Annotated in this window: 19 protein-coding genes; 17 read left to right on the top strand and 2 right to left on the bottom strand. The window is 69.1% G+C overall.

The features are described 5' to 3' along the window. Positions 1-36: 36 nt before the first annotated feature. From FR943_RS16920 to FR943_RS16845, 16 genes are all read left to right on the top strand, one after another. Positions 37-1872: a peptidoglycan D,D-transpeptidase FtsI family protein gene (locus FR943_RS16920; RefSeq protein WP_372448178.1), complete on the top strand. Its 1836-nt coding sequence runs from the start codon at positions 37-39 to the stop codon at positions 1870-1872. 20 nt (positions 1873-1892) lie between these two features. Next, a complete protein-coding gene (locus FR943_RS16915) occupies positions 1893-3434 on the top strand; it encodes a UDP-N-acetylmuramoyl-L-alanyl-D-glutamate--2,6-diaminopimelate ligase (RefSeq protein ID WP_217159245.1) in 1542 nt (513 codons plus the stop codon). Further along, a complete protein-coding gene (locus tag FR943_RS16910) occupies positions 3431-4975 on the top strand; it encodes a UDP-N-acetylmuramoyl-tripeptide--D-alanyl-D-alanine ligase (protein WP_217159242.1) in 1545 nt (514 codons plus the stop codon). The genes FR943_RS16915 and FR943_RS16910 overlap by 4 nt, the downstream gene beginning before the upstream one ends. After that, on the top strand, positions 4972-6051 hold the full coding sequence (mraY, locus tag FR943_RS16905; RefSeq protein ID WP_217159240.1) for a phospho-N-acetylmuramoyl-pentapeptide-transferase: 1080 nt from the start codon (positions 4972-4974) through the stop codon (positions 6049-6051). The genes FR943_RS16910 and mraY overlap by 4 nt, the downstream gene beginning before the upstream one ends. Before the next feature lies 1 nt (position 6052). Further along, positions 6053-7534: a UDP-N-acetylmuramoyl-L-alanine--D-glutamate ligase gene (gene murD, locus FR943_RS16900; protein ID WP_217159238.1), complete on the top strand. Its 1482-nt coding sequence runs from the start codon at positions 6053-6055 to the stop codon at positions 7532-7534. A gap of 5 nt (positions 7535-7539) precedes the next feature. Further along, positions 7540-9156 (top strand): putative lipid II flippase FtsW, encoded by a 1617-nt coding sequence (ftsW, locus tag FR943_RS16895; RefSeq protein WP_217159235.1) that lies wholly within the window; start codon positions 7540-7542, stop codon positions 9154-9156. After that, positions 9153-10334: an undecaprenyldiphospho-muramoylpentapeptide beta-N-acetylglucosaminyltransferase gene (gene murG, locus FR943_RS16890; RefSeq protein WP_217159232.1), complete on the top strand. Its 1182-nt coding sequence runs from the start codon at positions 9153-9155 to the stop codon at positions 10332-10334. The genes ftsW and murG overlap by 4 nt, the downstream gene beginning before the upstream one ends. After that, on the top strand, positions 10331-11791 hold the full coding sequence (gene murC / locus FR943_RS16885) for a UDP-N-acetylmuramate--L-alanine ligase (protein WP_217159230.1): 1461 nt from the start codon (positions 10331-10333) through the stop codon (positions 11789-11791). The genes murG and murC overlap by 4 nt, the downstream gene beginning before the upstream one ends. Further along, entirely contained in the window at positions 11788-12705 is a 918-nt protein-coding gene (locus FR943_RS16880) for a cell division protein FtsQ/DivIB (protein WP_372448168.1), read from the top strand. The genes murC and FR943_RS16880 overlap by 4 nt, the downstream gene beginning before the upstream one ends. Positions 12706-12915: 210 nt before the next feature. Beyond that, positions 12916-14073 (top strand): cell division protein FtsZ, encoded by a 1158-nt coding sequence (gene ftsZ, locus FR943_RS16875; RefSeq protein ID WP_217159227.1) that lies wholly within the window; start codon positions 12916-12918, stop codon positions 14071-14073. A 34-nt stretch (positions 14074-14107) separates the two neighbouring features. Beyond that, positions 14108-14815, top strand: a complete 708-nt coding sequence (gene pgeF / locus FR943_RS16870; protein ID WP_217159224.1) for a peptidoglycan editing factor PgeF — start codon at positions 14108-14110, stop codon at positions 14813-14815. Positions 14816-14822: 7 nt separating this feature from the next. Continuing rightward, the gene (locus FR943_RS16865) at positions 14823-15656 is read left to right on the top strand and encodes a YggS family pyridoxal phosphate-dependent enzyme (protein WP_217159221.1); all 834 of its coding nucleotides are present in this window, start codon (positions 14823-14825) and stop codon (positions 15654-15656) included. Continuing rightward, positions 15653-16303 carry a cell division protein SepF gene (locus tag FR943_RS16860; RefSeq protein ID WP_217159219.1) on the top strand — a complete coding sequence of 217 codons (651 nt, stop codon included), beginning with the start codon at positions 15653-15655 and terminating at the stop codon, positions 16301-16303. Before FR943_RS16865 ends, FR943_RS16860 begins: the two co-directional genes overlap by 4 nt. A 160-nt stretch (positions 16304-16463) precedes the next feature. Further along, a complete protein-coding gene (locus FR943_RS16855; RefSeq protein ID WP_217159703.1) occupies positions 16464-16754 on the top strand; it encodes a YggT family protein in 291 nt (96 codons plus the stop codon). 207 nt (positions 16755-16961) lie between these two features. Further along, a complete protein-coding gene (wag31, locus tag FR943_RS16850) occupies positions 16962-17780 on the top strand; it encodes a DivIVA-like cell division protein Wag31 (protein WP_217159217.1) in 819 nt (272 codons plus the stop codon). Between the two features lie 70 nt (positions 17781-17850). Beyond that, positions 17851-18216, top strand: a complete 366-nt coding sequence (locus FR943_RS16845; protein WP_217159214.1) for a hypothetical protein — start codon at positions 17851-17853, stop codon at positions 18214-18216. Here the strand turns inward: FR943_RS16845 and FR943_RS16840 are convergent. Both FR943_RS16840 and FR943_RS16835 read right to left on the bottom strand, forming a co-directional pair. After that, positions 18213-18887 carry a phosphoribosyltransferase gene (locus tag FR943_RS16840; RefSeq protein ID WP_217159702.1) on the bottom strand — a complete coding sequence of 225 codons (675 nt, stop codon included), beginning with the start codon at positions 18885-18887 and terminating at the stop codon, positions 18213-18215. The two genes, FR943_RS16845 and FR943_RS16840, sit on opposite strands and share 4 nt — an antisense overlap. 85 nt (positions 18888-18972) lie before the next feature. Next, positions 18973-20181, bottom strand: coding sequence for a cytochrome P450 (locus tag FR943_RS16835; RefSeq protein ID WP_217159212.1), 1209 nt, complete (start codon positions 20179-20181; stop codon positions 18973-18975). 166 nt (positions 20182-20347) lie between these two features. On the opposite strand from FR943_RS16835, the gene FR943_RS16830 reads away from it, so the two are divergent. After that, positions 20348-24448, top strand: coding sequence for a bifunctional nitrate reductase/sulfite reductase flavoprotein subunit alpha (locus tag FR943_RS16830; RefSeq protein ID WP_217159210.1), 4101 nt, complete (start codon positions 20348-20350; stop codon positions 24446-24448). Positions 24449-24452: the final 4 nt, after the last annotated feature.

Below are 24452 nucleotides of genomic sequence, written 5' to 3'. Positions count from 1 at the left end.
TCGCCGGGTCCGGGGCACGAGGCCCGGAATCGCCGTATCCGTATCGCCACGTCCACCGAAACCGGTTTGCGCAGCTCCTCTTTCGTGTTCCGGCACCGCGCGGGCAACGTCGTCATGTTCGCGGTGCTACTGATCGCCGCGGTACAGCTGTTCGTGCTCCAGGTGCCCCGGGCCGCGGGGCTGCGCGCCGAGGCCGCCAGTCAGCTCAAGGTCACCGACGTGAACCCGGCCATCCGGGGCAGCATCGTCGACCGCAACAACGACAAGCTGGCGTTCACCATCGAGGCCAAGGCGCTGACGTTCCAGCCGGTCCGGGTTCGCAAGCAACTGGCCGAGGCCAAGGCCAAATCCGACGAGGCGCCGGATCCGGATCGTCGGCTGATGGATATCGCCAAGGAGATCTCCACCCGGCTGGACAACCGGCCCGACTACAAGACCGTGCTGAAAAAGCTCAGGAGCAACGAGACTTTCGTGTATCTGGCCCGTGCGGTCGACCCGGCGATCGCCAGCGCGATCACCACGGAGTTCCCCGAAGTCGGTGCCGAACGGCAGGATTTGCGCCAATACCCGGGCGGATCGCTGGCGGCCAACATCGTCGGTGGGATCGACTGGGACGGCCACGGGCTGCTGGGGCTGGAGGATTCGCTCGACGCGGTGCTGGCCGGCTCCGACGGCTCGGTCACCTACGACCGGGGTTCGGACGGTGTGGTGATCCCCGGCAGTTACCGCAACCGACACAATGCGGTCGACGGTTCCACGGTGCAGTTGACCCTGGACGACGACATCCAGTACCACGTCCAGCAGCAGGTCCAGCTGGCCAGGAACGCCTCCGGCGCCAAGAACGTGTCGGCCGTCGTCCTCGATGCGAAAACCGGTGAGGTACTGGCGATGTCGAACGACAACACGTTCGATCCAAGCCAGGACATCGGCCGTCAGGAGAACCGGCAGATGGGCAACCTGCCGGTGTCCTCGCCGTTCGAGCCGGGCTCGGTGAACAAGATCATCACCGCCGCGACGGCCATCGAACTCGGCTTGACCACCCCCGACGAGGTGTTGCAGGTGCCGGGCTCCATCGACATGGGTGGGGTCACCGTGAGTGACGCCTGGAACCACGGCGTGATGCCGTACACCACCACGGGGGTGTTCGGGAAGTCGTCGAACGTGGGCACGCTGATGCTGGCCCAACGCATCGGCCCGGAGCGGTTCTACGACATGGTTCGCAAGTTCGGGTTGGGCCAGCGCACGGACGTCGGACTGCCCGGTGAGAGCTCGGGTCTGGTGCCGCCCATAGACCAGTGGTCAGGCAGCTCGTTCTCGAACCTGCCGATCGGGCAGGGCCTTTCGATGACGCTGCTGCAGATGACCAGCATGTACCAGTCGATCGCCAACGACGGGGTGCGCGTCCCGCCGCGGATCATCAAGTCGACCATCGAGCCGGACGGCACCCGCACCGACGAGCCCCGCCCGGACGGGGTCCGGGTGGTCTCGGCCGAGACCGCGCGCACGGTGCGCAACATGTTCCGTGCCGTCGTGCAGCATGACCCGATGGGCTATCAGCAGGGCACGGGTCCGCAGGCGGCGGTGGAGGGCTATCAGATCGCCGGCAAGACCGGCACCGCCCAGCAGATCAACCCGGCCTGCGGCTGCTACTACGACGATGTCTACTGGATCACCTTCGCCGGCATGGCGCCCGCGGACGATCCGCGCTACGTCGTCGGCATCATGATGGACGCCCCGCACCGCGCGGCCGACGGTTCCCCGGGGTCGTCGGCGGCACCGTTGTTCCACGACATCGCCTCGTGGCTGCTGCAGCGTCACAACGTCCCGCTGTCACCCGATCCCGGTCCACGGTTGACCTTGCAGGCGACCTGACCGTCGATGGGTACTGTGGCATGGCCATGAAGCTGCGTCCCAGTCGTCCCGCCGGCCACCACCTTGCGCCGCTCGCCGAACAGATTCAGGCGGTCCCTGCCGCCGGACCCGACCTGCCGGATCTCCGGATCACCGGCGTGATCCTGCGGGGGCAGGACGCCCAGCCGGGAGACCTGTTCGCCGCACTCCCGGGCGCGGCGGTGCACGGAGCGCGTTATGCGGCCGACGCGGTCGCCGCCGGGGCGGTCGCGGTGCTCACCGATGCCGCCGGTGCCGCCGAACTGGGCGGCCTGACGGTGCCGGTGCTGATCCATCCCGACCCGCGCTCGGTGCTGGGCCAGGTGGCGGCGCAGGTGTACGGCCGGCCGTCCGAGCGGTTGACGGTCATCGGGGTCACCGGGACTTCGGGCAAGACCACCACGACCTATCTGGTGGAGGCCGGCCTGCGGGCCGCGGGCCGGGTGGCCGGTCTGATCGGCACGGTGGGTGTGCGTATTGCCGGGCGCGATCTGCCGAGTGCCCTGACCACGCCGGAGGCCCCGGATCTGCAGGCGCTGCTGGCGCTGATGGTCGAGAGCGGCGTCGACACCGTGGTGATGGAGGTGTCGAGCCACGCGCTGGTGCAGGGGCGCGTCGACGGGATCGACTTCGCCCTGGGCGGCTTCACCAACCTGTCGCGCGATCACCTGGATTTCCACCCCACGATGGCCGATTACTTCGAGGCCAAGGCCCGGCTCTTCGACCCCGGGTCTCCCGATCACGCCGCGACGGCGGTGATCTGTGTCGACGACGAGTGGGGCGCGGCGATGGCCCGTCGGGCCGAGAAGGTCACGACCGTCAGCGCCACGGGTGCCCCGGCGGACTGGCAGGCCACGGACATCACGGCGGTCGGCGTCGGATCACAGCAGTTCACCCTCGTGGATCCGGCCGGTGTGCACCACGATCTGCGGATCGGGCTGACCGGCGGATACAACGTCGCCAACGCGGCCCTGGCGATCGCGCTGCTCGACGGGGCCGGCGTGGCGCCCGAGCAGGCGGCCCCGGGGCTGCGGGCAGCGACCGTCCCCGGCCGGCTGCAGCCGATCGACCGTGGGCAGCCGTTTCTGGCCCTGGTCGATTACGCGCACAAGCCGGGTGCGCTGCAGGCGGTGCTGGAGACCCTCCGTGCCTCCGGCCCGCGGCGCATCGCGGTGGTGTTCGGCGCCGGCGGCAACCGGGACGCGGGCAAGCGCGAGCCGATGGGGCAGGTCGCCGCGGAACTGGCCGATCTCGTCGTCGTCACCGATGACAATCCCCGCGACGAGGACCCCGCGGCGATCCGGGCGGCGATCGTGGCCGGGGCGGCGGGCGCCGCGACCGGGGGCGGGGTGACCGAAATCGGCGACCGGCGCGCGGCGATCGAGTACGCGGTGCGTTGGGCCGGCCCCGGCGACATCGTTCTGGTTGCCGGCAAGGGCCACGAGAGCGGGCAGACCAGTGGCGGCCACACCCGGCCGTTCGATGATCGCGAGGAGTTGGCGGCAGCGTTGGACGCAGTCAAGGCAGGGGAGTCGGGCACGTGATCGAGATGAGCATCGCCAGGATCGCCGAGATTGTCGGCGGTGAGCTGGCCGACATCACGGCGGACGAAGCGGCTGCCACCCGCGTCACCGGCACGGTGGAATTCGATTCCCGCGCGATCGGGCCGGGCGGGCTGTTCCTGGCGCTGCCGGGCGCCCGGTCGGACGGCCACGACTTCGCCCCGGCGGCGGTGGCCGCGGGCGCGGCCGCGGTGCTGGCCGCGCGCCCGGTGGGGGTGCCGGCCATCATCGTGAAGCAGCCCGGTGAGTCCGGTCGGGGTGTCGACGTGTCTTCGGGCGCTTTGGAATTCGACACCGATGGTTCGGGGGCTGCGGTGTTGGCGGCGTTGGCGAAGCTTGCGGCCGCGGTGGCTGAAGAGCTGGTCGCCGGCGGGCTGACGATCATCGGGGTGACGGGATCGTCGGGTAAGACCTCGACCAAGGACCTGCTGGCCGCCGTGCTGGCGCCGCTCGGGGAGGTGGTTGCGCCGCCGGGCTCGTTCAACAACGAGCTGGGACACCCGTGGACCGTGCTGCGTGCGACACCACAGACCGATTACCTGATCCTGGAGATGTCGGCCCGGCATCTGGGCAACATCGCCGCGCTGGCCGCCATCGCCCCGCCGCAGATCGCGGTGGTACTCAATGTGGGGACCGCCCATCTCGGCGAGTTCGGCTCGCGGGAGGTGATCGCGAGCACCAAAGCCGAGTTGCCCCAAGCTGTTCCGGCCTCCGGCGTGGTCGTGCTCAACGTCGACGATTCCGCCGTGGCAGCCATGGCCGGTCAGACCGCGGCGCGGGTGGTGCGGGTTTCGCGCGAGCCCGGTTCGCAGGTCGACGTCTGGGCCGGCCCGGTCACCCTCGACGAGCTGGCCCGGCCGCGGTTCACCCTGCACGCCGGCGGCGGGGAAACCGAGGTGGCGCTGGCGGTGCACGGCGATCACCAGGTGGGCAATGCGCTGTGTGCGGCCGCGGTTGCGGTGGCGTGCGGCGCCGATCTGGATCAGGTGGCCTCGTCGCTCGCCGGGGCGGGCCCGGTGTCGCGGAACCGGATGCAGGTGCTCACCCGGGCCGACGGGGTGACGGTGATCAACGACGCCTACAACGCCAATCCGGATTCCATGCGGGCCGGCCTCAAGGCACTGGCGTGGATGGCCCGGCAGCACCCCGGTGAGCCGGGCGGGAAGCGGCGCAGCTGGGCGGTGCTGGGGGAGATGGGCGAACTCGGAGACGAGGCGATAACCGAGCACGACGCCATCGGACGGTTCGCGGTGCGCTTAGATGTGTCTCGGTTAATCGTCGTCGGAACCGGGAGGACTATGAACGCCATGCACCACGGCGCGGTGATGGAGGGTTCCTGGGGATCTGAGTCCACGATGGTTGACGATGTCGACGCCGCGCTGGAGCTGTTGCAGGCCGAACTGGCCCCCGGGGACGTGGTGCTGGTGAAGGCCTCCAACTCGGTGGGGTTGGGTGCGCTGGCCGATGCGCTGGTTGACGTCGACGGCGCAGCTGACGCCGTGGATCGGAATGCCGCCCGATGAAGCTCATCCTGATCGCCGTCGGTATCGCACTGACGGTCTCGATATTGCTCACCCCGGCGCTGATCCGGCTGTTCACCAAGCGTGGGCTGGGACACGAGATCCGCGAGGACGGCCCGGCCAGCCATGCCAAGAAGCGCGGCACCCCGTCGATGGGCGGGGTGGCGATCGTGGCCGGCATCTGGGCGGCCTACCTCGGCACCCATCTGGTCGGGGTGGCGCTGGGCGGTGACGGCCCGTCGGCCTCGGGCCTGCTGGTGTTGGCGCTGGCCACGATGCTTGGACTGGTCGGCTTCGTCGACGACCTCATCAAGCTGCGGCGCTCGCGCAACCTGGGGTTGAACAAGACCGCCAAGACCGTCGGCCAGCTGACGGCGGCGGTGTTGTTCGGCGTGCTGGTGCTGCAGTTCCGCAACGGCGACGGCCTGACCCCGGGCAGCGCCGAGCTGTCCTACGTCCGTGAGATCGCCACCGTGACCCTGGCGTCGTGGGTGTTCGTGCTGTTCTGCGTGGTGCTGGTGAGTGCCTGGTCCAATGCGGTGAACTTCACCGACGGGCTGGACGGGCTGGCCGCCGGCGCGATGGCGATGGTGTGTGCGGCCTACGTGCTGATCACCTTCTGGCAGTACCGCAACGCCTGCGCCACGGCGCCGGGCCTGGGCTGCTACAACGTGCGCGACCCGCTGGACCTGGCCATCATCGCCGCCGCAACCGCGGGTGCCTGCATCGGATTCCTGTGGTGGAATGCCGCGCCGGCCAAGATCTTCATGGGCGACACCGGATCGCTGGCCCTGGGCGGCATCATCGCCGGGCTGTCGGTGACCAGCCGCACCGAGATTCTCGCGGTGGTGCTGGGCGCCCTGTTCGTGGCCGAGGTGACCTCGGTGGTGGTGCAGATCCTGGCGTTCCGCACCACGGGTCGGCGGGTGTTCCGGATGGCGCCGTTCCATCATCATTTCGAGCTGGTGGGTTGGGCCGAAACCACGGTGATCATCCGGTTCTGGCTGCTGACGGCGATTGCCTGTGGCCTCGGGGTGGCGCTGTTCTACAGCGAGTGGCTCACCGCAGTCGGGGCCTGACATGGCCGGCCCATCCGGCGGTCACGAGGTGTTGTCGCTGCTGACCCCGGGTGCCCGGGTGTTGGTGACCGGTGCGGGGGTGACCGGACGTGCCGTGCTGGCGGCGCTGGCACCGCTGGACGTGGCTGCGACGCTGTGCGACGACCGGGACGACGCCCTGCGGGCCTATCGCGAGCAGGGCACCGACGTCGTCGATCCGGCTGCAGCCATTGCCGGCATCGCCGACTACGCGCTGGTGGTCACCAGCCCGGGGTTTCCGCCCACGGCTCCTGTGCTGACGGCCGCGGCCGCGGCCGGGGTACCGATCTGGGGCGACGTGGAGCTGGCCTGGCGGCTGGATACCGCGGGCCGTTACGGTGCGCCCCGGCGCTGGCTGGTGGTCACCGGAACCAACGGCAAGACCACCACCACCTCGATGTTGCACGACATGCTGCTGGCCGACGGACGGCGAAGTCTGTTGTGCGGCAACATCGGTGATCCGGTGCTGGCCGTGCTGGCGCAGCCCGCGGAGTTGCTGGCGGTGGAGCTTTCCAGTTTTCAGCTGCACTGGGCACCGTCGCTGCGCCCGGAGGCCGGGGTGGTGCTCAACGTGGCCGAGGACCATCTGGACTGGCACGGTTCGATGGCCGCCTATGCCGCCGACAAGGCCAGGGCGTTGTCCGGCCGGGTGGCGGTGGTGGGCTTGGACGATCCGGTGGCGGCCGGGTTGCTGGAGTCTGCGGCGGCACCGGTGCGGGTCGGGTTCCGGCTCGGGGAACCGGCGGTCGGTGAACTCGGGGTGCGCGCGGGCAAGCTCGTCGATCGCGCCTTCGACGCCGATGTCGAGTTGGCTGAGACCGCGACGATCTCGGTGGCGGGGCCGGTCGGGGTGCTCGACGCGCTGGCAGCCGCGGCGCTGGCCCGTGCCGTGGGGGTGGCTCCGGAATCGATTGCGGCTGCGCTGGCGTCCTTCCAGGTCGGGCGGCACCGCGCGGAACTGGTCGGGGCAGCCGGCGGGGTGCGCTACGTCGACGATTCCAAGGCCACCAACCCGCATGCCGCGCAGGCCTCGATCACCGCGTTCGACCGGGTGGTCTGGGTGGCCGGGGGCTTGCTGAAGGGTGCTTCGGTCGATGAGCTGGTCCGACAGGTGGCGAATCGCCTGGTCGGGGTGGTGTTGATCGGTCGGGACCGGCAGATGGTTGCCGATGCGTTATCGCGACACGCCCCGGATGTCCCCGTCGTCGAGGTTGTGGCGGGGGAGGATTCTGGGGTGCTTGAGACAAATGAGTCTATTGGTGATCATGTGACTCGTGTGATCGACGTGGGCGACCGTCCGGTCTCCGACGCGGTCATGGCGGCGGTCGTGGATGCCGCCCGCGGGCTGGCCGCACCGGGTGACACCGTGTTGCTGGCCCCGGCAGGCGCATCCTTCGACCAGTTCAGCGGCTACGGCCAGCGCGGCGATGCGTTCGCCGGCGCCGTCCGCGCCGCGATCGGGTAGGGAACGTGGCCAGCATCCTGGCCCGGTTGCGCCACGGCGGTGCCGACGCGACCGGCGATACCGGCGATACCGCCACCGGCTCCACCGGGAAGGTGACCGCCGCGCCGCGCACCCGGTTCGGCGTCTGGCTGGGCCGCCCGATGACCTCGTTCCACCTGATCATCGCGGTCACCGCGCTGCTCACCACACTGGGCCTGATCATGGTGCTCTCCGCGTCGGGGGTGTACTCCTACGACTTCGACGGGTCGCCCTGGGCAGTGTTCGGCCGCCAGGTGCTGTGGACGGTCATCGGACTGATCGCGTTCTACCTGGCGTTGCGGATCTCGGTGCGCACCCTGCGCCGGCTGGCCTTCCCCGGGTTCGCCTTCACGATCCTGCTGTTGGTGCTGGTGCTCATCCCAGGAATCGGCAAGGTGGCCAACGGTTCCCGCGGGTGGTTCGTCGTCGCCGGGTTCTCCATGCAGCCTTCGGAGCTGGCCAAGATCGCCTTCGCCATCTGGGGGGCACACCTGCTGGCGGCCCGACGGATGGAGCGGGCCTCACTGCGCGAGATGCTGATCCCGCTGGTGCCGGCCGCGGTGATCGCCCTGGCGTTGATCGTGGCCCAGCCCGACCTCGGGCAGACCGTCTCGCTCAGCATCATCCTGCTCGGCCTGCTGTGGTACGCGGGGCTTCCGCTGCGGGTGTTCCTGTCCTCCCTGGCGGCCGCGGTGCTGGCAGCCGGCGCACTGGCGCTGTCGGCGGGCTACCGGTCCGACCGGGTGCAGTCCTGGCTCGACCCGGCGGCGGATTCACAGGGCATCGGGTACCAATCCCGCCAGGCCCGGTTCGCTCTGGCCAACGGCGGCATCTTTGGCGACGGGCTGGGCCAGGGCACCGCGAAGTGGAACTACCTGCCCAACGCGCACAACGACTTCATCTTCGCGATCATCGGTGAGGAACTGGGATTCGTCGGCGCGGTGGGATTGCTGGCCCTGTTCGGCCTCTTCGCCTACACCGGCACCCGGATCGCCCGGCGCTCGGCCGATCCGTTCCTGCGCCTGCTGGCCGCCACCACCACGCTGTGGGTGGTCGGTCAGATGTTCATCAACGTCGGTTACGTGGTGGGGTTGCTGCCGGTCACCGGGCTGCAGCTGCCGCTGATCTCGGCTGGCGGATCGTCGCAGGCCACAACGCTTCTGATGATGGGGCTGATCACCAATGCGGCCCGGCACGAACCCGAGGCCGTGGCGGCGCTGCGGGCCGGGCGCGACGATCGGGTGAACCGGCTGTTGCGGCTGCCGCTGCCCGAGCCCTATGTCCCCACCAAGCTCGAGGTGGCCCGCAACCGCCTGCACGACCGGCGGAAGGCACCCTCGCGCAGCGCGGGAAAGCCCAACGGCAAGCCCGGTGCGAAGCCGGCCGGTAAACAGGCGGGCAGGCAGGCCAGGGCCAATAAGGCCGGGGCCGGGCAGCCCGCAGCACGCCGCTCGCCGCGCAGCGGTGACCGTCCCGTCCGCCGGTCGGGGCGGGCCAGCGGCCAACAGCCGGCCTCCGGTGCCAGGTCCGCGGTCCGATATGGTGCAGGCCAGCGGAAACAGGGCCATCGGGGCCGAACTCTGGAAGGTCAGCGTTACGGGTGAGAGCGGGCACGAGCGACCGGGGGACATCGCGTCCTCGGGGGCAGGAGCGGGGGATATCCGTCGTCCTGGCCGGTGGCGGTACGGCCGGTCATGTCGAGCCGGCGATGGCGGTGGCCGATGCGCTGCGGGAACTCGATCCGCGGGTGCGGATCACCGCGCTCGGTACTGCCCGTGGGCTGGAGACCCGACTGGTGCCACAGCGCGGCTATGACCTCGAGCTGATCACCCCGGTGCCGATGCCGCGCAAGCCATCGGGCGATCTGTTGCGGCTGCCGCTGCGGGTGCGCACCGCGATCCGCCAGGCCCGCTCGGTGCTGAACCGGGTCGAGGCCGATGTGGTGATCGGGTTCGGTGGCTATGTGGCGTTGCCGGCCTACCTTGCCGCCCGTGGCGGCCTCGGCCTGCGCGGTCGCCGGCGCGGTGTCCCGGTGGTGGTGCACGAGGCGAACGCCAGTGCCGGCCTGGCCAATCGGGTCGGTGCGATGTCGGCGCGCCGGGTGCTCGCGGCGGTACCCGAGCCGGGCCTGCGCAAGGTCGAGGTGGTCGGGGTGCCGGTGCGCGCCGCGATCACCTCGCTGGACCGGGCGGTGCTGCGCGCCGAGGCCAGGTCCTACTTCGGCTTTCCCCCGGATGCCAAGGTGCTGTTGGTGTTCGGCGGCTCGCAGGGAGCACAGTCGATCAATCGCACGGTCTGTTCGGCGGCCCCGGCGCTGGCCGCTGCCGGGGTCTCGGTCCTGCATGCACACGGCCCGAAGAACACCCTGGACCTGCCGCCGGTGCCGGAGGGGGCACCGCCCTATGTGGCGGTGCCGTACCTGGACCGGATGGATTTGGCCTATGCCGCAGCCGATCTGGCGATCTGCCGGTCCGGGGCGATGACGGTCGCCGAGGTGACGGCGGTCGGGCTACCCGCGGTGTATGTGCCGCTGCCGATCGGCAACGGGGAGCAGCGGCTCAACGCCCTGCCGGTGGTGTCGGCGGGTGGCGGCCTCGTCGTCGACGACGCCGCGCTCAGTCCGGAGTTCGTCGCCGACACCGTCGCACCGCTGCTCACCGATGACGCGCGGCTGGCGGAGATGACGGCCGCCGCATCGTTGTCGGGTCATCCCGACGCCGCCACGAAGGTGGCGCAGGCCGCGCTGGATCTCGCCCATGCTCAACGAAAGAAGCTGCAGTGAACGGCAATTCCCTCCCGGCTGAACTGCAGCGGGTGCACATGGTGGGGATCGGCGGGGCCGGGATGTCGGGTGTGGCCCGGATCCTGCTGGACCGCGGCGGCCTGGTGTCGGGCTCCGATGCCAAAGAGTCGCGCGGGGTGGTGGCACTGCGGGCGCGCGGCGCCGAGATCCGGATCGGTCACGACGCGTCGGCCCTCGACCTGTTGCCGGGCGGGCCGACCGCGGTGGTCACCACGCACGCTGCCATTCCCAAGACCAACCCGGAGTTGGTGGAGGCGCGGCGCCGGGGGGTCCCGGTCATCCTGCGGCCGGTCGTGCTCGCCAAGCTCATGGCCGGGTACACCACGTTGATGGTGACCGGCACCCACGGCAAGACCACCACCACCTCGATGCTCATCGTGGCGTTGCAGCACAGCGGTTTCGACCCGTCGTTCGCCGTGGGCGGCGAGCTGGGCGAGGCCGGGACCAACGCCCATCACGGCAGCGGCACCTGCTTTGTCGCCGAGGCCGACGAGAGCGACGGCTCGCTGCTGGAGTACGCACCGAATGTCGCGGTGGTCACCAACATCGAGGCCGACCACCTGGATTTCTTCGGCAGCGAACAGGCCTACACCGAGGTGTTCTCGGCCTTCGTCGATCGCATCGCGCCGGGCGGGGCCCTGGTGGTGTGTTCCGACGATCCGGGGGCAGCCGCGCTGGCCGCGCACACCGAAGCCCTCGGGATCCGGGTGCTGCGCTATGGCAGTGCGCCGGCCGAGGGGCTCGCCGGCACCATGGTGAGTTGGGAGCAGCAGGGGACCGGCGCAGTGGCCCAGATCCAGCTGGCCGGTGAGCCGCATCCGCGGGCGATCCGGCTGGCGGTGCCCGGCCGGCACATGGCGCTCAATGCGCTGGGCGCGCTGTTGGCGGCCATCGAGGTGGGTGCACCGGCCGAGACGGTGCTCGACGGCCTGGCCGGATTCGAGGGTGTGCGAAGGCGTTTCGAGCTGGTGGGAGCCCTCGGCGGGGTGCGGGTCTTTGACGACTATGCGCACCATCCCACCGAGGTGCGCGCCACGCTTGCGGCGGCCCGCACCCTGGTGGACCAGACCGGCGGCCGGGTCATCGTGGCATTCCAACCGCACTTGTACTCGCGCACAGCGACTTTCGCTGTCGAGTTCGGTGCGGCCCTGAGCGCGGCCGACGAGGTTTTCGTGCTGGATGTCTATGGTGCGCGAGAGCAGCCGCTGCCCGGCGTGAGCGGCGCGACGGTCGCCGAACACGTCAGCTCGGCGGTCACCTATGTCCCGGATTTCTCGGCGGTGGCCGCCGTGGTGGCTGCCGCGGCCCGATCCGGTGATGTGGTGCTGACCATGGGCGCCGGTGACGTGACCATGCTCGGCAAGGAGATCCTGACCGAGCTGCAGATCAAGGCGAACCGCAGCGCGCCGGGCCGTTCGTCGACGGACTCACCGTGACCGAGACGGGTCCCGACGGTCCCGAAGAGGTGACCGAGGTTCCCGGAGCGGCTGCCGAGCCCCAGCGGCCGGACATGCCGCCGGCCGCCGCCGAGGATTACGAAGGCCCCCGGCGCCGCGCCCGGCGAGAACGTGCGGAGCGACGTGCGGCGCGGGATCGGGCAGTGGCGATCGAGCACGCCCGGCGTGAGGCCAAGCGCCGCGCTGCCGGCCAGCCGGCTGATACCCCGAATGCTGTGGCGCGCAGCACGATTCGTGGTCTGAAGGTGTTGTTGTGGTCGGCGTTGGCCGCGGTGGTGGCGGTGGCACTTGGCCTGGTCCTGTATTTCACGCCGCTGATGTCGGCGCGCGCTGTGGTGGTCGACGGCGTGGCGGCGGTGCCCGTCGAGCAGGTGCTGGCGACGGCCGGGGTGGTGCCGGGGACGCCGCTGTTGCAGATCGACACCGATTCGGTGGCCGAGCGGGTGGCCACCATCCGGCGGGTCGCCACGGCGCGGGTTCAGCGCGAGTATCCGTCGACGTTGCGGATCACCGTGGTCGAGCGGGTGCCGGTGGTGGTCAAGGACTATCCGGACGGTCCGCATCTGTTCGACCGCGACGGTGTCGATTTCGCCACCGAGCCGCCGCCGCCCACGCTGCCCTACCTGGACACCGACCATCCCGGCCCGAAGGACCCGGCCACCAAGGCCGCCCTCGAGGTGATGCTGGCGCTGCCGCCGGACGTGGTGGCCCAGGTCGGCCGGATCGCCGCCCCGTCGGTGGCCTCGATCGCGTTGACGCTGACCGACGGCCGCGTGGTGGTCTGGGGGACCAACGAGCGGACCGACGAGAAGGCGCTCAAGCTGGCGGCCCTGCTCACCCAGCCGGGGCACACCTACGACGTCTCCAGCCCGGATCTGCCCACGGTGAAGTAGGCGCCGCACAGGCCCGCGGGGATCTGCCCGAAATTGCCACACTGCACGTCGGCGCGCCTGCCGCGATCGGTGGCGTTGTCCCCCTACCGTTCTGTTTGCGCGGAACTACTTGACATAACTCTAAGCCTATGGTTGAGGTTGAGGGTTTGCCCCGGGGAGATTCGGCGTCAGGAACACTTGTGAACACTCGACCTGGGAGGAAGACGATCCATGACCCCCCCGCATAACTACCTCGCGGTGATCAAGGTGGTTGGTATCGGCGGCGGCGGCGTCAACGCCGTCAACCGGATGATCGAACAGGGCCTCAAGGGCGTCGAGTTCATCGCGATCAACACCGACGCGCAGGCACTGCTGATGAGCGACGCCGATGTCAAGCTCGACGTGGGCCGTGACTCCACCCGCGGGCTCGGCGCCGGCGCCGATCCCGAGGTGGGCCGCAAGGCGGCCGAGGATGCCAAGGACGACATCGAGGAACTGCTGCGCGGTGCCGACATGGTGTTCGTCACCGCCGGTGAGGGCGGCGGCACCGGCACCGGTGGCGCCCCCGTCGTCGCCTCGATCGCGCGAAAGCTCGGAGCTCTCACCGTCGGCGTCGTCACCCGGCCGTTCTCGTTCGAGGGCAAGCGCCGAAGCAACCAGGCCGAGAACGGCATTCAGACCCTGCGCGAGAGCTGCGACACCCTCATCGTGATCCCCAACGATCGGCTGCTGCAGATGGGTGATGCCGCGGTGTCGCTGATGGACGCGTTCCGCAGCGCCGATGAGGTGCTGCTCAACGGTGTCCAGGGGATCACCGATCTGATCACCACCCCCGGTCTGATCAACGTCGACTTCGCCGATGTCAAGGGTGTGATGAGCGGCGCGGGCACCGCGCTGATGGGCATCGGTTCGGCGCGCGGCGACGGCCGGGCGCTCAAGGCCGCCGAGATCGCGATCAACTCGCCGCTGCTGGAGGCCTCGATGGAAGGCGCGCAGGGCGTGCTGCTCTCGGTGGCCGGTGGCAGTGACCTGGGCCTGTTCGAGATCAACGAGGCCGCCTCGCTGGTCCAGGATGCCGCACATCCCGAGGCCAACATCATCTTCGGCACCGTGATCGACGACTCGCTCGGTGACGAGGTGCGGGTCACCGTCATCGCGGCCGGCTTCGACAGCGCCGGGCCGAGCCGAAAGCCGGTGGTCAGTCCGAGCGCGGCGCAGACCCAGCCGATCGCCTCGGGCCGGGCCGGCAAGGTGACCACGTCGCTGTTCGAGCCCACGGACGCCGCGAGTGTCCCGGCGCCCACCAACGGTGCCACGGTCAGCGTGGGCGGTGACGACGGCGGGATCGCCGACGACGATGTCGACGTGCCGCCGTTCATGCGGCACTGATCCGGGTCTCGCGGGTGGCTCGGATACTGGGATCGTGAGTGTGCGTATTCGGCGGGTCACCACGACCCGCGCCGGCGGTGTCTCGGCACCGCCGTTCGATTCGTTCAACCTCGGCGACCACGTCGGCGACGACGCGCAGGCGGTGTCCGCCAACCGGGCGCGGTTGGCCGCCGCGGTCGGCGCCGATGCGCTGGTCTGGATGAATCAGGTGCACAGCGATCACGTCGCCACGGTGGACGGCCCGCGCGAGGACGCGGTGGAAAATACCGACGCTTTGGTGACCTCGATCCCGCGTTTGGCTTTGGTTGTGGTGACGGCCGATTGTGTGCCGGTATTAATGGGCGACGCCCGGGTCGGTGTCGTCGCCGCTGTTCATGCCGGACGGGTGGGCGCACAAAAAGGTATCGTCGCGCGCACGCTGGAGGCGATGGTGGCTGCCGGCGCAGACGTCGGGGATATCTCGGTGTTGCTCGGTCCGGCCGTCAGTGGGGCCAACTACGAGGTGCCCGAGGCGATGGCCGCCGATGTGGAGGCGGCGCTGCCGGGGTCCCGTACGACCACCGCCCGGGGCACGGCCGGCCTGGATCTGCGGGCCGGAATCGCCCGGCAGTTAAAGGCTTTGGGTGTCACCGCGATCGATGTGGACCCGCGCTGTACGGTCGCCGACCGCGCGCTGTTCAGCCATCGCCGCGACGCGCAGACGGGTCGGCTGGCCAGTGTGGTGTGGATGGAGCCGGAGTGAGTTCGAGATGAGCACCGGACAGCGCGGGCGTGATGCCGATCGGACGGCCGAATTGACCGCCGCGCTGGGTGCGACGCGGGCGCGTCTGGCGCGGGCGGCAGAATTGTGCGGGCGAAATGTAAATGACATTGAATTGCTGCCGATTACGAAATACTTTCCCGCTTCTGATGTCATTATTCTCAACCAATTGGGTTGCCTGGCATTTGGTGAATCCCGCGAACAAGAAGCGGCCAATAAAGTCGATGCGGTTCGCGCGGAATTGCCGGATGCGCCGATTCGCTGGCACATGGTGGGACGCATCCAGCGGAACAAGGCGCGCGCGGTTGCCGGGTGGGCGCACACCGCGCACTCGGTGGACAGCCTGCGCCTGCTGCGGGCCCTGGACCGGGCGGCGACCGAGGCGCTGTCGGCCGGCGCCCGGTCACATCCGCTGCGCATCTACATCCAGATCAGTCTCGACGGCGATGCCGGCCGGGGCGGTGTGGACGTGAACGACCAGGATCTCGTCGACGAAATCTGTGGCTCAGCGAACACCGCTGCGGGGCTCGAGTTCGCCGGGTTGATGGGGATTCCGCCGCTGCAGTCCGATCCTGACGAGGCTTTCTCCCGGTTGGCCGCCGAGCGGGACCGGGTGCAACGCGACTACCAGCACCGACTCGAACTGTCTGCCGGCATGTCCGGTGACCTCGAAAGTGCGGTCAAACACGGATCGACCTGTGTGCGTGTCGGTACCGCGCTCATGGGGCAACGCCCGCTAACGTCACCGGCAGTAGTCACACCAGTCACATCTTCATCACAGACATCACCACTCCCACGGTCTGCAGAAGGGTCGCCGAGATGAGCACACTGCACAAGGTCAAGGCCTACTTCGGCATGGCGCCGATGGAGGACTACGACGACGAGTACTACGAGGACGATGATCGTGGGGCAGATCGTGGTGGCGCTCGCAGCTACGCCCGTCGGCCACGTGACGAGCGCTTCGAGGAAGACGGCTACGGCTACGAGGGCCCCGAGTACGACGAGGGTCCGGCCTACCGCGGTGGTTACGCCGGTGGTTTCGCCGACGAGCCACGGTTCGATGCCCGGATGCGCGCTCCCCGCGAATTCGACCGGCCGGCACCGCGTCTGGGCTCCCTGGCCGGATCGACCCGGGGTGCGCTGGCGATGGATCCCCGCCGGATGGCCGAGCTGTTCGAAGCCGGCAGCCCACTGGCGAAGATCACCACGCTGCGGCCCAAGGACTACAGCGAAGCCCGCACCATCGGCGAGCGGTTTCGCGACGGCACCCCGGTGATCATGGATCTGGTCTCGATGGACAACGCCGACGCCAAGCGTCTGGTCGATTTCGCCGCGGGCCTGGCATTCGCCCTGCGCGGCTCGTTCGACAAGGTGGCCACGAAGGTGTTCCTGCTGTCGCCGGCTGACGTCGACGTCAGTGCTGAGCAGCGGCGTCGGATCGCCGAGGCGGGCTTCTACGCCTATCAGTAGGCCGGCGCGACGGCGCCGCGCACCCGATCGACCGGCAACGGCCCGGGTAGGCTGGCGGCGTCGCACTACCGGTTGACCACATCGTCTGTGTGAGATGTGTCCGACCCACGGCGACCTGTATCCAATGTCACACATCCTGCTGTAGGTGAGGTCGGCTCAGTTGTCGCTGTTCTTCGAAATTCTCGGTTTCGCGCTGTTCATCTTCTGGCTGCTGCTCATCGCGCGTGTGGTCGTCGAGTTCATCCGGTCGTTCAGCCGCGACTGGCATCCCAAGGGGCTGACCGTGGTCGTGCTGGAGGCCATCATGACCGTGACCGACCCCCCGGTGAAACTGTTGCGGCGGCTCATTCCGCAGCTCACGGTGGGCGCGGTGCGCTTCGATCTGTCGATCATGGTGCTGCTGCTGGCGGCCTTCATCGGCATGCAGTTGGCATTCAACGCCGCGATGTAGCACCGCGGATGAACCGGTGCTGCCGGCCGGGATCTCGGGGTTTGCCGGGCGCTCCACAAATGCGTAAGAAGATTGAAATTCGTTCTTAAAAATAGGCCTCTACTGCAACCGCCGGGTCTGGTGTGACAGGATGGACGCCAGTTGCGTTCAAACAAGGCTTTACACTTTGAGATCGGTTGACGGTCCAAGACTTCAAGGGGGCAGACAATGCCGCTCACACCAGCGGACGTCCATAACGTCGCGTTCAGCAAGCCGCCCATCGGCAAACGTGGCTACAACGAGGACGAGGTCGATGCCTTTCTCGATCTGGTTGAGAACGAGCTGACTCGGCTCATCGAGGAGAACGCCGATCTGCGGCAGCGGGTGTCCGAGCTCGATCAGGAGCTGGCCACGGCACGCGCCGGCGGCGGTGCGTCGTCTTCGTCGTCGATCCCGCTCTACGAACCCGAGCCCGAGCCCACCCCGGCACCCCAACCGGTGTACGAGGCCCCGCCGGCGCCGGCCGCCCCTGCCGCGCCGCCCAGCGAGGACACCGCCGTGCGTGCCGCCCGGGTGCTGAGCCTGGCCCAGGACACCGCCGACCGCCTGACGTCCACGGCCAAGGCCGAGTCGGAGAAGCTGCTCTCGGATGCCCGCGCCCAGGCCGACGCCATGGTCAGCGATGCCCGCAAGACCGCTGAGACCACTGTGTCGGAGGCCCGCACCCGCGCCGACGCCATGCTGGCCGATGCGCAGACCCGGTCGGAGACCCAGCTGCGGCAGGCCCAGGAGAAGGCCGACGCCCTGCAGGCCGACGCCGAGCGGAAGCACTCCGAGATCATGGGCACGATCAACCAGCAGCGCACGGTCCTGGAGGGCCGCCTGGAGCAGCTGCGTACGTTCGAGCGTGAATACCGGACCCGTCTGAAGACCTACCTGGAATCTCAGCTGGAAGAGCTGGGCCAGCGCGGCTCGGCCGCACCGGTGGATTCCAGCGCCAACAACGACTCGGCAGGTTTCGGCCAGTTCAACCGCGGCAACAACTAACCAGCCAAGAGCGTTCCCGGCACTGTTGCGAACCGGTCCCACCCGGGACCACCACACGTAGGGTTGAACGATGTTGATCATTGCGCTCGTGCTTGCCGTCATCGGCCTGGCTGCGCTGGTGACCGCGGTGGTCACCAGCAATGAGTTGATCGCCTGGGTCTGTATCGGTGCCAGCGTGATCGGTGTGCTTCTGCTGATCGTGGATGCGCTGCGGGAGCGGTCCCGGGGGACGAAATCCGGCGCGGAAGGCGTGCCGTCGGAATCCTCGGAGGCCGCCGGGACAGCCGATGCCACCGAGGTCATCGATGCGGTGGACGAGCCGGTGGACTATCCCGATGAGCTGGTGGCCGAACCGGAGTCGGACGTCGCTGTCGAGCCCGACGCCACCGAAGAGGATGTCGTCCCCGACGAATCGGCGGACAAGTACCAGAACTAACCGGTACTGGTGGCCGCCGCGGCCAGGAGGCGGCGAACCTCGTCATCACTGACCTGGTGGAAATCGGCGAACGCCTGGCCCACCGCTTCGAACTGGGGCGGGCGGCTGGCACACACCACCTCGTCGGCCTCGTCGCTCAGTTCACTGCCGAGGGTCGGCGGTCCCACCGGGACGGCCACCACCACGCGTCTGGCCGGTCGCACGGCCCGCACCGCGGCCAGCATGCTGGCGCCGGTGGCGATACCGTCATCGACCAGGATGACCGTCCGGCCGGTCAGTTCGGGCGCCGCCCGCCCACCCCGATAGGCCTGCTCGCGTCGTTCCACCTCGGCCGTCTCGCGCCGGATCGCCGCGACGATGGCGTCGTCGTCGATGCCCAGTCGGTCCACCAGCGCACGGTTGAGCACCAGACCGCCGCCGGAGGCCACCGCGCCCATCGCCAGTTCGGGCCACTGCGGCACCCCCAGCTTGCGGACCACGAAGACATCCAGCGGGGCATGCAGGTAGGACGCGACCTCGGCGGCGACGGGAACCCCGCCCCGGGCCAGTCCCAGCACGAGCAGGTCTGGCCGGCCCCGATAGGACGCCAGCTGTCCGGCCAGGACCCGGCCCGCCTCGCGGCGGTCCTGGTATCGACGTTCGGTGCTCTGCCGCAGGTTCCACGCGTTCATTGCCACGGTGGCCGGCGTCGGAGGTGATGTCCCGGCCGTTTTTCAGCCTACGTCGACGGCTCGGCCCGGACCAGGTCCCAGCTGTTCAGGCGGCGTCGAAGGTGACCGGCAGCGTGGCCGGGCCGGTGATACCGGTCATCGGCTTCCACGGTGGCCGGCCGTCGCATCGCGGGTTGTGCAGCTTGCCGGTCAGCACGCGCAGGGCCTCGGTGAGTTCGACCCGGGCCAGGTGCACCCCGAGGCAGTAGTGCAGCCCGCCGCCGAACGTCATCATCGCCGGCGGCCCGACCCGGTTGACGTCGAAGCGTTCGGGGTCGTCGTACACCTGCGGATCACGGTTGGCCGCGGCGATGTTCAGCGCCACCTGGGTGCCCGCGGCGATGGTGAGCCCGCCCAGGTCGACGTCGTCGCGGGTGATACGGACCGTGCTCATCGCGATCGGGGTGTGGCGCAGCAGCTCATCGACGAAAAGCGGCGCCATGTCCGGTTTTTCGGCCAGCAGCAGCCATTGGTCGGGGTAGTCGCACAGCACCTGAACGGCGGCGGCGAGTTGGTTGCGGGTGGTGTCGGTTCCGGCCAGCAGGACCCCGCCGGCCAGCATCTGCAACTCGGCGTGGTTGAGCCGGTCGCCGTCGACCTCGGCCCGGATCAGATCCGAGAGCAGGTCGTCGGTCAGCGTGCAGCTGCGCCGGGCCACCATGTCGTCGACGTAGTCGTCGAGTTGCCGCCAAGCCGCCTCGACCGACTCGGCATGCTCACCGAGGTCCCAGCTGAACATCTTGAAGATGTCGTCGGCCCAGCGGGAGAACAGCGGCCAGTCGCCGCGCGGGGCACCCAGCAGCGCGCAGATGACCGGAATCGGATACTGCACCGCGATGTCGGCGACCACGTCGCAGTGCCCGGCGGCCAGGTGTGGGTCGGTGAGCTCGGTGACGATGGCGATGCAGGTGTCGCGCAGCCTCTCGGCGTTGCGCGGGGCGAACGCCTTGGCGACCAGCCGCCGCAGCCGGGTGTGCGACTCGCCGTCCAGGCCGAGCAGGCTGTTGTTCGCCCGTTCCCACAGCGGACCCGACGTGATGCCCTGCGCGGCCAGGAACATGCCCCGGGGCACCTCGAACCGGTTGTCGCGCAGCGCCGCGCGGACCAGGTCGTAGCTGAGCAGTTCGGGTCCGTGCGGCCCGATGGCGATGGGCGCCTGCGCCCGGGCCTGCGCGATCAGCCGGTGCACGTCGGCGGGATCGTTGCAGTGTTCGTAGTCGAGCCTGGGCAGGTCGGCATCGGAAACCAGCGTCATGATCTGATGATGGCCCGGTCCGCACGCCCGGTCGTGAGTAGTGCGCTACGCCAGTGAACTGCGGCGATCATCCTCACCGCGGCTGTCGCCGCGCGGTGAGGATCAGTTTTCGCCGCGATAACGTCGCCGGAAAGATCCGACAACACCGTCCCCACACGATGGGGGCATGGATACGACCCACCGGACCGCGTGTTCGTACTGTGGTGTCGGGTGCGGCATCGAGGTCACCACCAGAGTTGACGGTGGCCGCCCGGTGATCGCCCGGGTCAGCGGCGACAAGCTGCACCCCACCAATTTCGGCCGGTTGTGCACCAAGGGCGCGATGCATGCCGAAATGATGGCGGCCGACGATGATCGGCTCACCACGGCGTTGTTGCGGTCCACCCGGTCCGACGAGCTGACGCCGCTGCCCGTCGACGACGCGGTGGCCGAGGCCGGCCGCCGGCTGCGGGCCGTCGTCGAGGAGCACGGCCCGGATTCGGTGGCGCTCTACGTGTCCGGGCAGATGTCGCTGGAGGCCCAGTACCTGGCCACCAAGCTGGCCAAGGGATTTCTGCGGACCGTGCACATCGAGTCGAACTCGCGGCTGTGCATGGCCAGCGCCGGGACCGGGTTCAAGCAGTCCCTCGGGGCCGACGGTCCACCCGGGTCCTACACCGATTTCGATCGGGCCGACGTGTTCTTCGTGATCGGTGCGAACATGGCCGATTGTCATCCGATCCTGTTCCTGCGCATGGCCGATCGGCTCAAGGCCGGCGCCAAGCTGATCGTGGTGGACCCACGCCGCACCGCGACCGCCGAGCGGGCCGATCTCTTCCTGCAGATCAAGCCGGGCACCGATCTGGCGCTGCTCAACGGTGTGCTGCACCTGCTGGTCGAAAGCAGCGCGATCGACCACCAGTTCATCGCCGAACACACCACCGGGTGGGAGGGGATGCCCGAGTTCCTGGCCGATTACCCGCCGGCCCGGGTGGCCGAGATCACCGGCCTGCCCGAAGCCGACATCCGCACTGCCGCAACGATGATCGGGGAGGCCGGCGAGTGGATGAGCTGCTGGACCATGGGGCTCAACCAGAGCACACACGGCACCTGGAACACCAACGCCATCTGTAACCTGCACCTGGCCACCGGCGCCATCTGCCGTCCGGGCAGCGGGCCGATGTCGTTGACCGGCCAGCCCAACGCCATGGGCGGGCGCGAAATGGGTTACATGGGACCCGGTTTGCCCGGTCAGCGCAGTGTGCTCGCGGTCGATGACCGGGAATTCGTGGAAACCGCGTGGGGTCTGGCTGCGGGTACCATCCGGTCCGACGTGGGTCCGGGCACCATCGGCATGTTCGAACAGATGGAGCAGGGCCTGATCAAGGCCTGCTGGATCATCTGCACGAATCCCGTTGCCAGCGTGGCCAACCGTAAGACCGTGATCAACGGCCTGGAGGCGGCCGAGCTGGTCGTCGTGTCCGACGCCTACCGGTCCACGGCGACCAACCACTACGCCGACATCCTGCTGCCGGCCGCGTTGTGGGCGGAATCCGAAGGCGTCATGGTCAATTCGGAGCGCAACCTCACGCTGCTGTCGCAGTCGGTGGAGCCGCTGGGGCAGGCGCGGCCGGATTGGCAGCTGATCTGTCAGGTGGCCGCACAGTTGGGGTTCGCCGAGCATTTCACGTACTCGTCGGCCGAAGAAATCTTCGACGAGATCCGCCGGTTCGCCAACCCGAAGACGGGTTACGACCTGCGCGGCGCCAGCTATGAGCGGCTGCGCCAGACGCCGCTGCAGTGGCCGGTCCCGCCCGCGGACGCCCCTGCCGGGGACGACGACCGCCACCCCATCCGCTATCTCAACGACGGTGTCAGCCAGGACCTGTTCGTCGACGCCGACGGGCACACCCCGCGGCTGGCCTTCGCCACCCCGTCGCGGCGTGCGGTGTTCCATGCCCGGCCGCACATGGATGCCGCGGAGTTGCCCGACGACGACTACCCGATGGTGCTCAACACCGGTCGCCTGCAACACCAATGGCACACCATGACCAAGACCGGCAAGGTGGACAAGCTCAACAAACTCAACCCGGCCGCGTTCGTCGAGATCCACCCGCTCGACGCCGCCGAGCTGAAGATCGTCCAGGGACAATCGGTCGAGCTGACCTCGCGGCGCGGCCGGGCGGTGCTACCCGCGGTGCTGACCGACCGGGTCCGTCCGGGCAGTTGCTTTGCGCCATTTCACTGGAACGACGAACACGGCGAGTACCTCACCGTCAACGCGGTCACCAACGACGCCGTCGACCCGGAGTCGCTGCAGCCCGAGTTCAAAGTGTGCGCGGTCAGCCTGCGCCCGATCCCGACGGTCGAGCCGGTCCGGCCGGCCGAACCGGCCGAACCGGCCGCGGTGCTGCATCCGCTGGCAGCCGAACTCGGGTTGGCAGCCATCCCCAAGCCGTCCTTGAACGACGACGAAATGACCTATCTGGCGGGGTTTTTCACCGGTATGCCGGCAGATCCCGGTGGGGTGCCGGTGTTGCCGGAAACGGCGCCGATCAGCTCGAAGGTGCGGCTGTGGGTGGACGGCATGCTCGCCGGGCGCTACTCGCGGGCCGCCGGCTACCTCGCAGGCGGTGTCGACGGCGCCGTCGATCACTATGGCGAACGCCATGGCCAACGCAGCGCGGATACCGGTCCACTGGTGCTGTGGGCCTCCCAGACCGGCACTGCCGAGGAATTCGCGGCCGGGCTGGCCGGGCGGATCACCGGGGCCGCGCTGGTCAACATGGACGAACTCGAGCTTGCCGATCTGGCCGCCGCCCGCGATGTCCTCGTCGTCACCAGTACTTTCGGTGACGGTGGTCCACCGGACAACGGCGCCGACTTCTGGAGTCGGCTGCAGGCGGCGGACGCCCCGCAGCTGCACGGGATCCGGTACGCGGTGCTCGGTATCGGGGACAAGTCCTACGACAACTTCTGTGGGCACGCCAGATCCCTGGACCAGCGGCTGGCCGATTTGGGTGCCACCAAGCTGCTCGACCGCGCCGAGTGCGAGGCCTACGACGACGAGCCGCTGCGGACCTGGGTCGATGCGGTCACCACGGCACTCACCGGTGCGGCCGCCACCTCGGCCGTCGTCGCCGCCCCGGCCCGCACCGTGCTGCCGACCGAGCCGGACGAATTCACCCGGGCCAAACCGATTTTGGCCGCCATGGTGCGCAACGAGCTCCTGACGAAGCCCGGCTCGGTCAAGGAGGTACGCCAGTTCGGCTTCGACATCTCCGAGTACGACGTCAGCTACGCGGTCGGTGACTCGCTGGGCGTGTACGCCAGCAACGATCCGGCGGTCGTGGACGCCTGGCTGCTGGCCACCGGCCTGAACCCGAACGGGGTGATCGAGGTCGACGGCGTGGAGCAGTCGCTGCGCGATGCCCTGATCTGTTCCTACGACATCTGCCGGGTCACCCCCGACCTGCTGCGCTTCGTCGCCGATTCGTGCCCCGATCGCCGGGCGGCCAAGGTCCTGCGCAATTCCGGTGAGCGGCGCAGCAATTGGCTGCGCAACCGCAACGGTCTCGACCTGGTGACCGAGTTCGCCGTGCATGCCGACGCCGAACAGTGGCAGGAAGTGCTCGTCCGGCTGACCCCGCGCAACTACTCGATCTCGTCGAGCCCGCTGGTCAGCCCGCACGAGGTTGCGCTCACCGTGTCCGTGGTGCGGTACCGGGGCGCCTCCGGTGCCGCTCGCGGCGGGGTGTGCTCGACGTTCCTGGCCGACCGGGCCGCCGCGGCACCGGTGTTCCTGCAGCGTTCACCACACTTCCGTCCGCCCGAGGACCCACAGACCCCGATGATCATGGTGGGCCCGGGCACCGGGGTGGCCCCGTTCCGGGGCTTCCTGCACGAGCGTCGGGCGCTGGGGCACAGCGGTGCCAATTGGCTGTTCTTCGGTGATCAGCACCGCACCGAGAACTTCTACTTTCGCGACGAACTGGAGGGTATGGCGCGCGACGGTTTCCTGAACCGGTTGGACCTGGCGTTCTCCCGGGATCAGGCCGACCGGGTCTATGTCCAGCACAAGATGCTCGACGAGGGGGCCGAGGTCTGGCGCTGGCTGGACGCCGGTGCGCACTTTTACGTCTGCGGTGACGCCGCCCGGATGGCCAAGGACGTCGACGCCGCGCTCAGCACGATCCTGCGCACCCACGGCGGGATGTCCGAGGAGGCCGCCCGTGACTACAAGCGCGAGCTGGTGGCCGAGAAGCGGTACGTACGCGACGTCTACTGAGCGA

The organism is [Mycobacterium] fortunisiensis (assembly GCF_019050325.1).
GTDB classification, from domain to species: domain Bacteria; phylum Actinomycetota; class Actinomycetes; order Mycobacteriales; family Mycobacteriaceae; genus Mycobacterium; species Mycobacterium fortunisiensis.
Note: the sequence above shows the minus strand (reverse complement) of the source record. Positions and strands in the feature narration are given on the sequence as shown.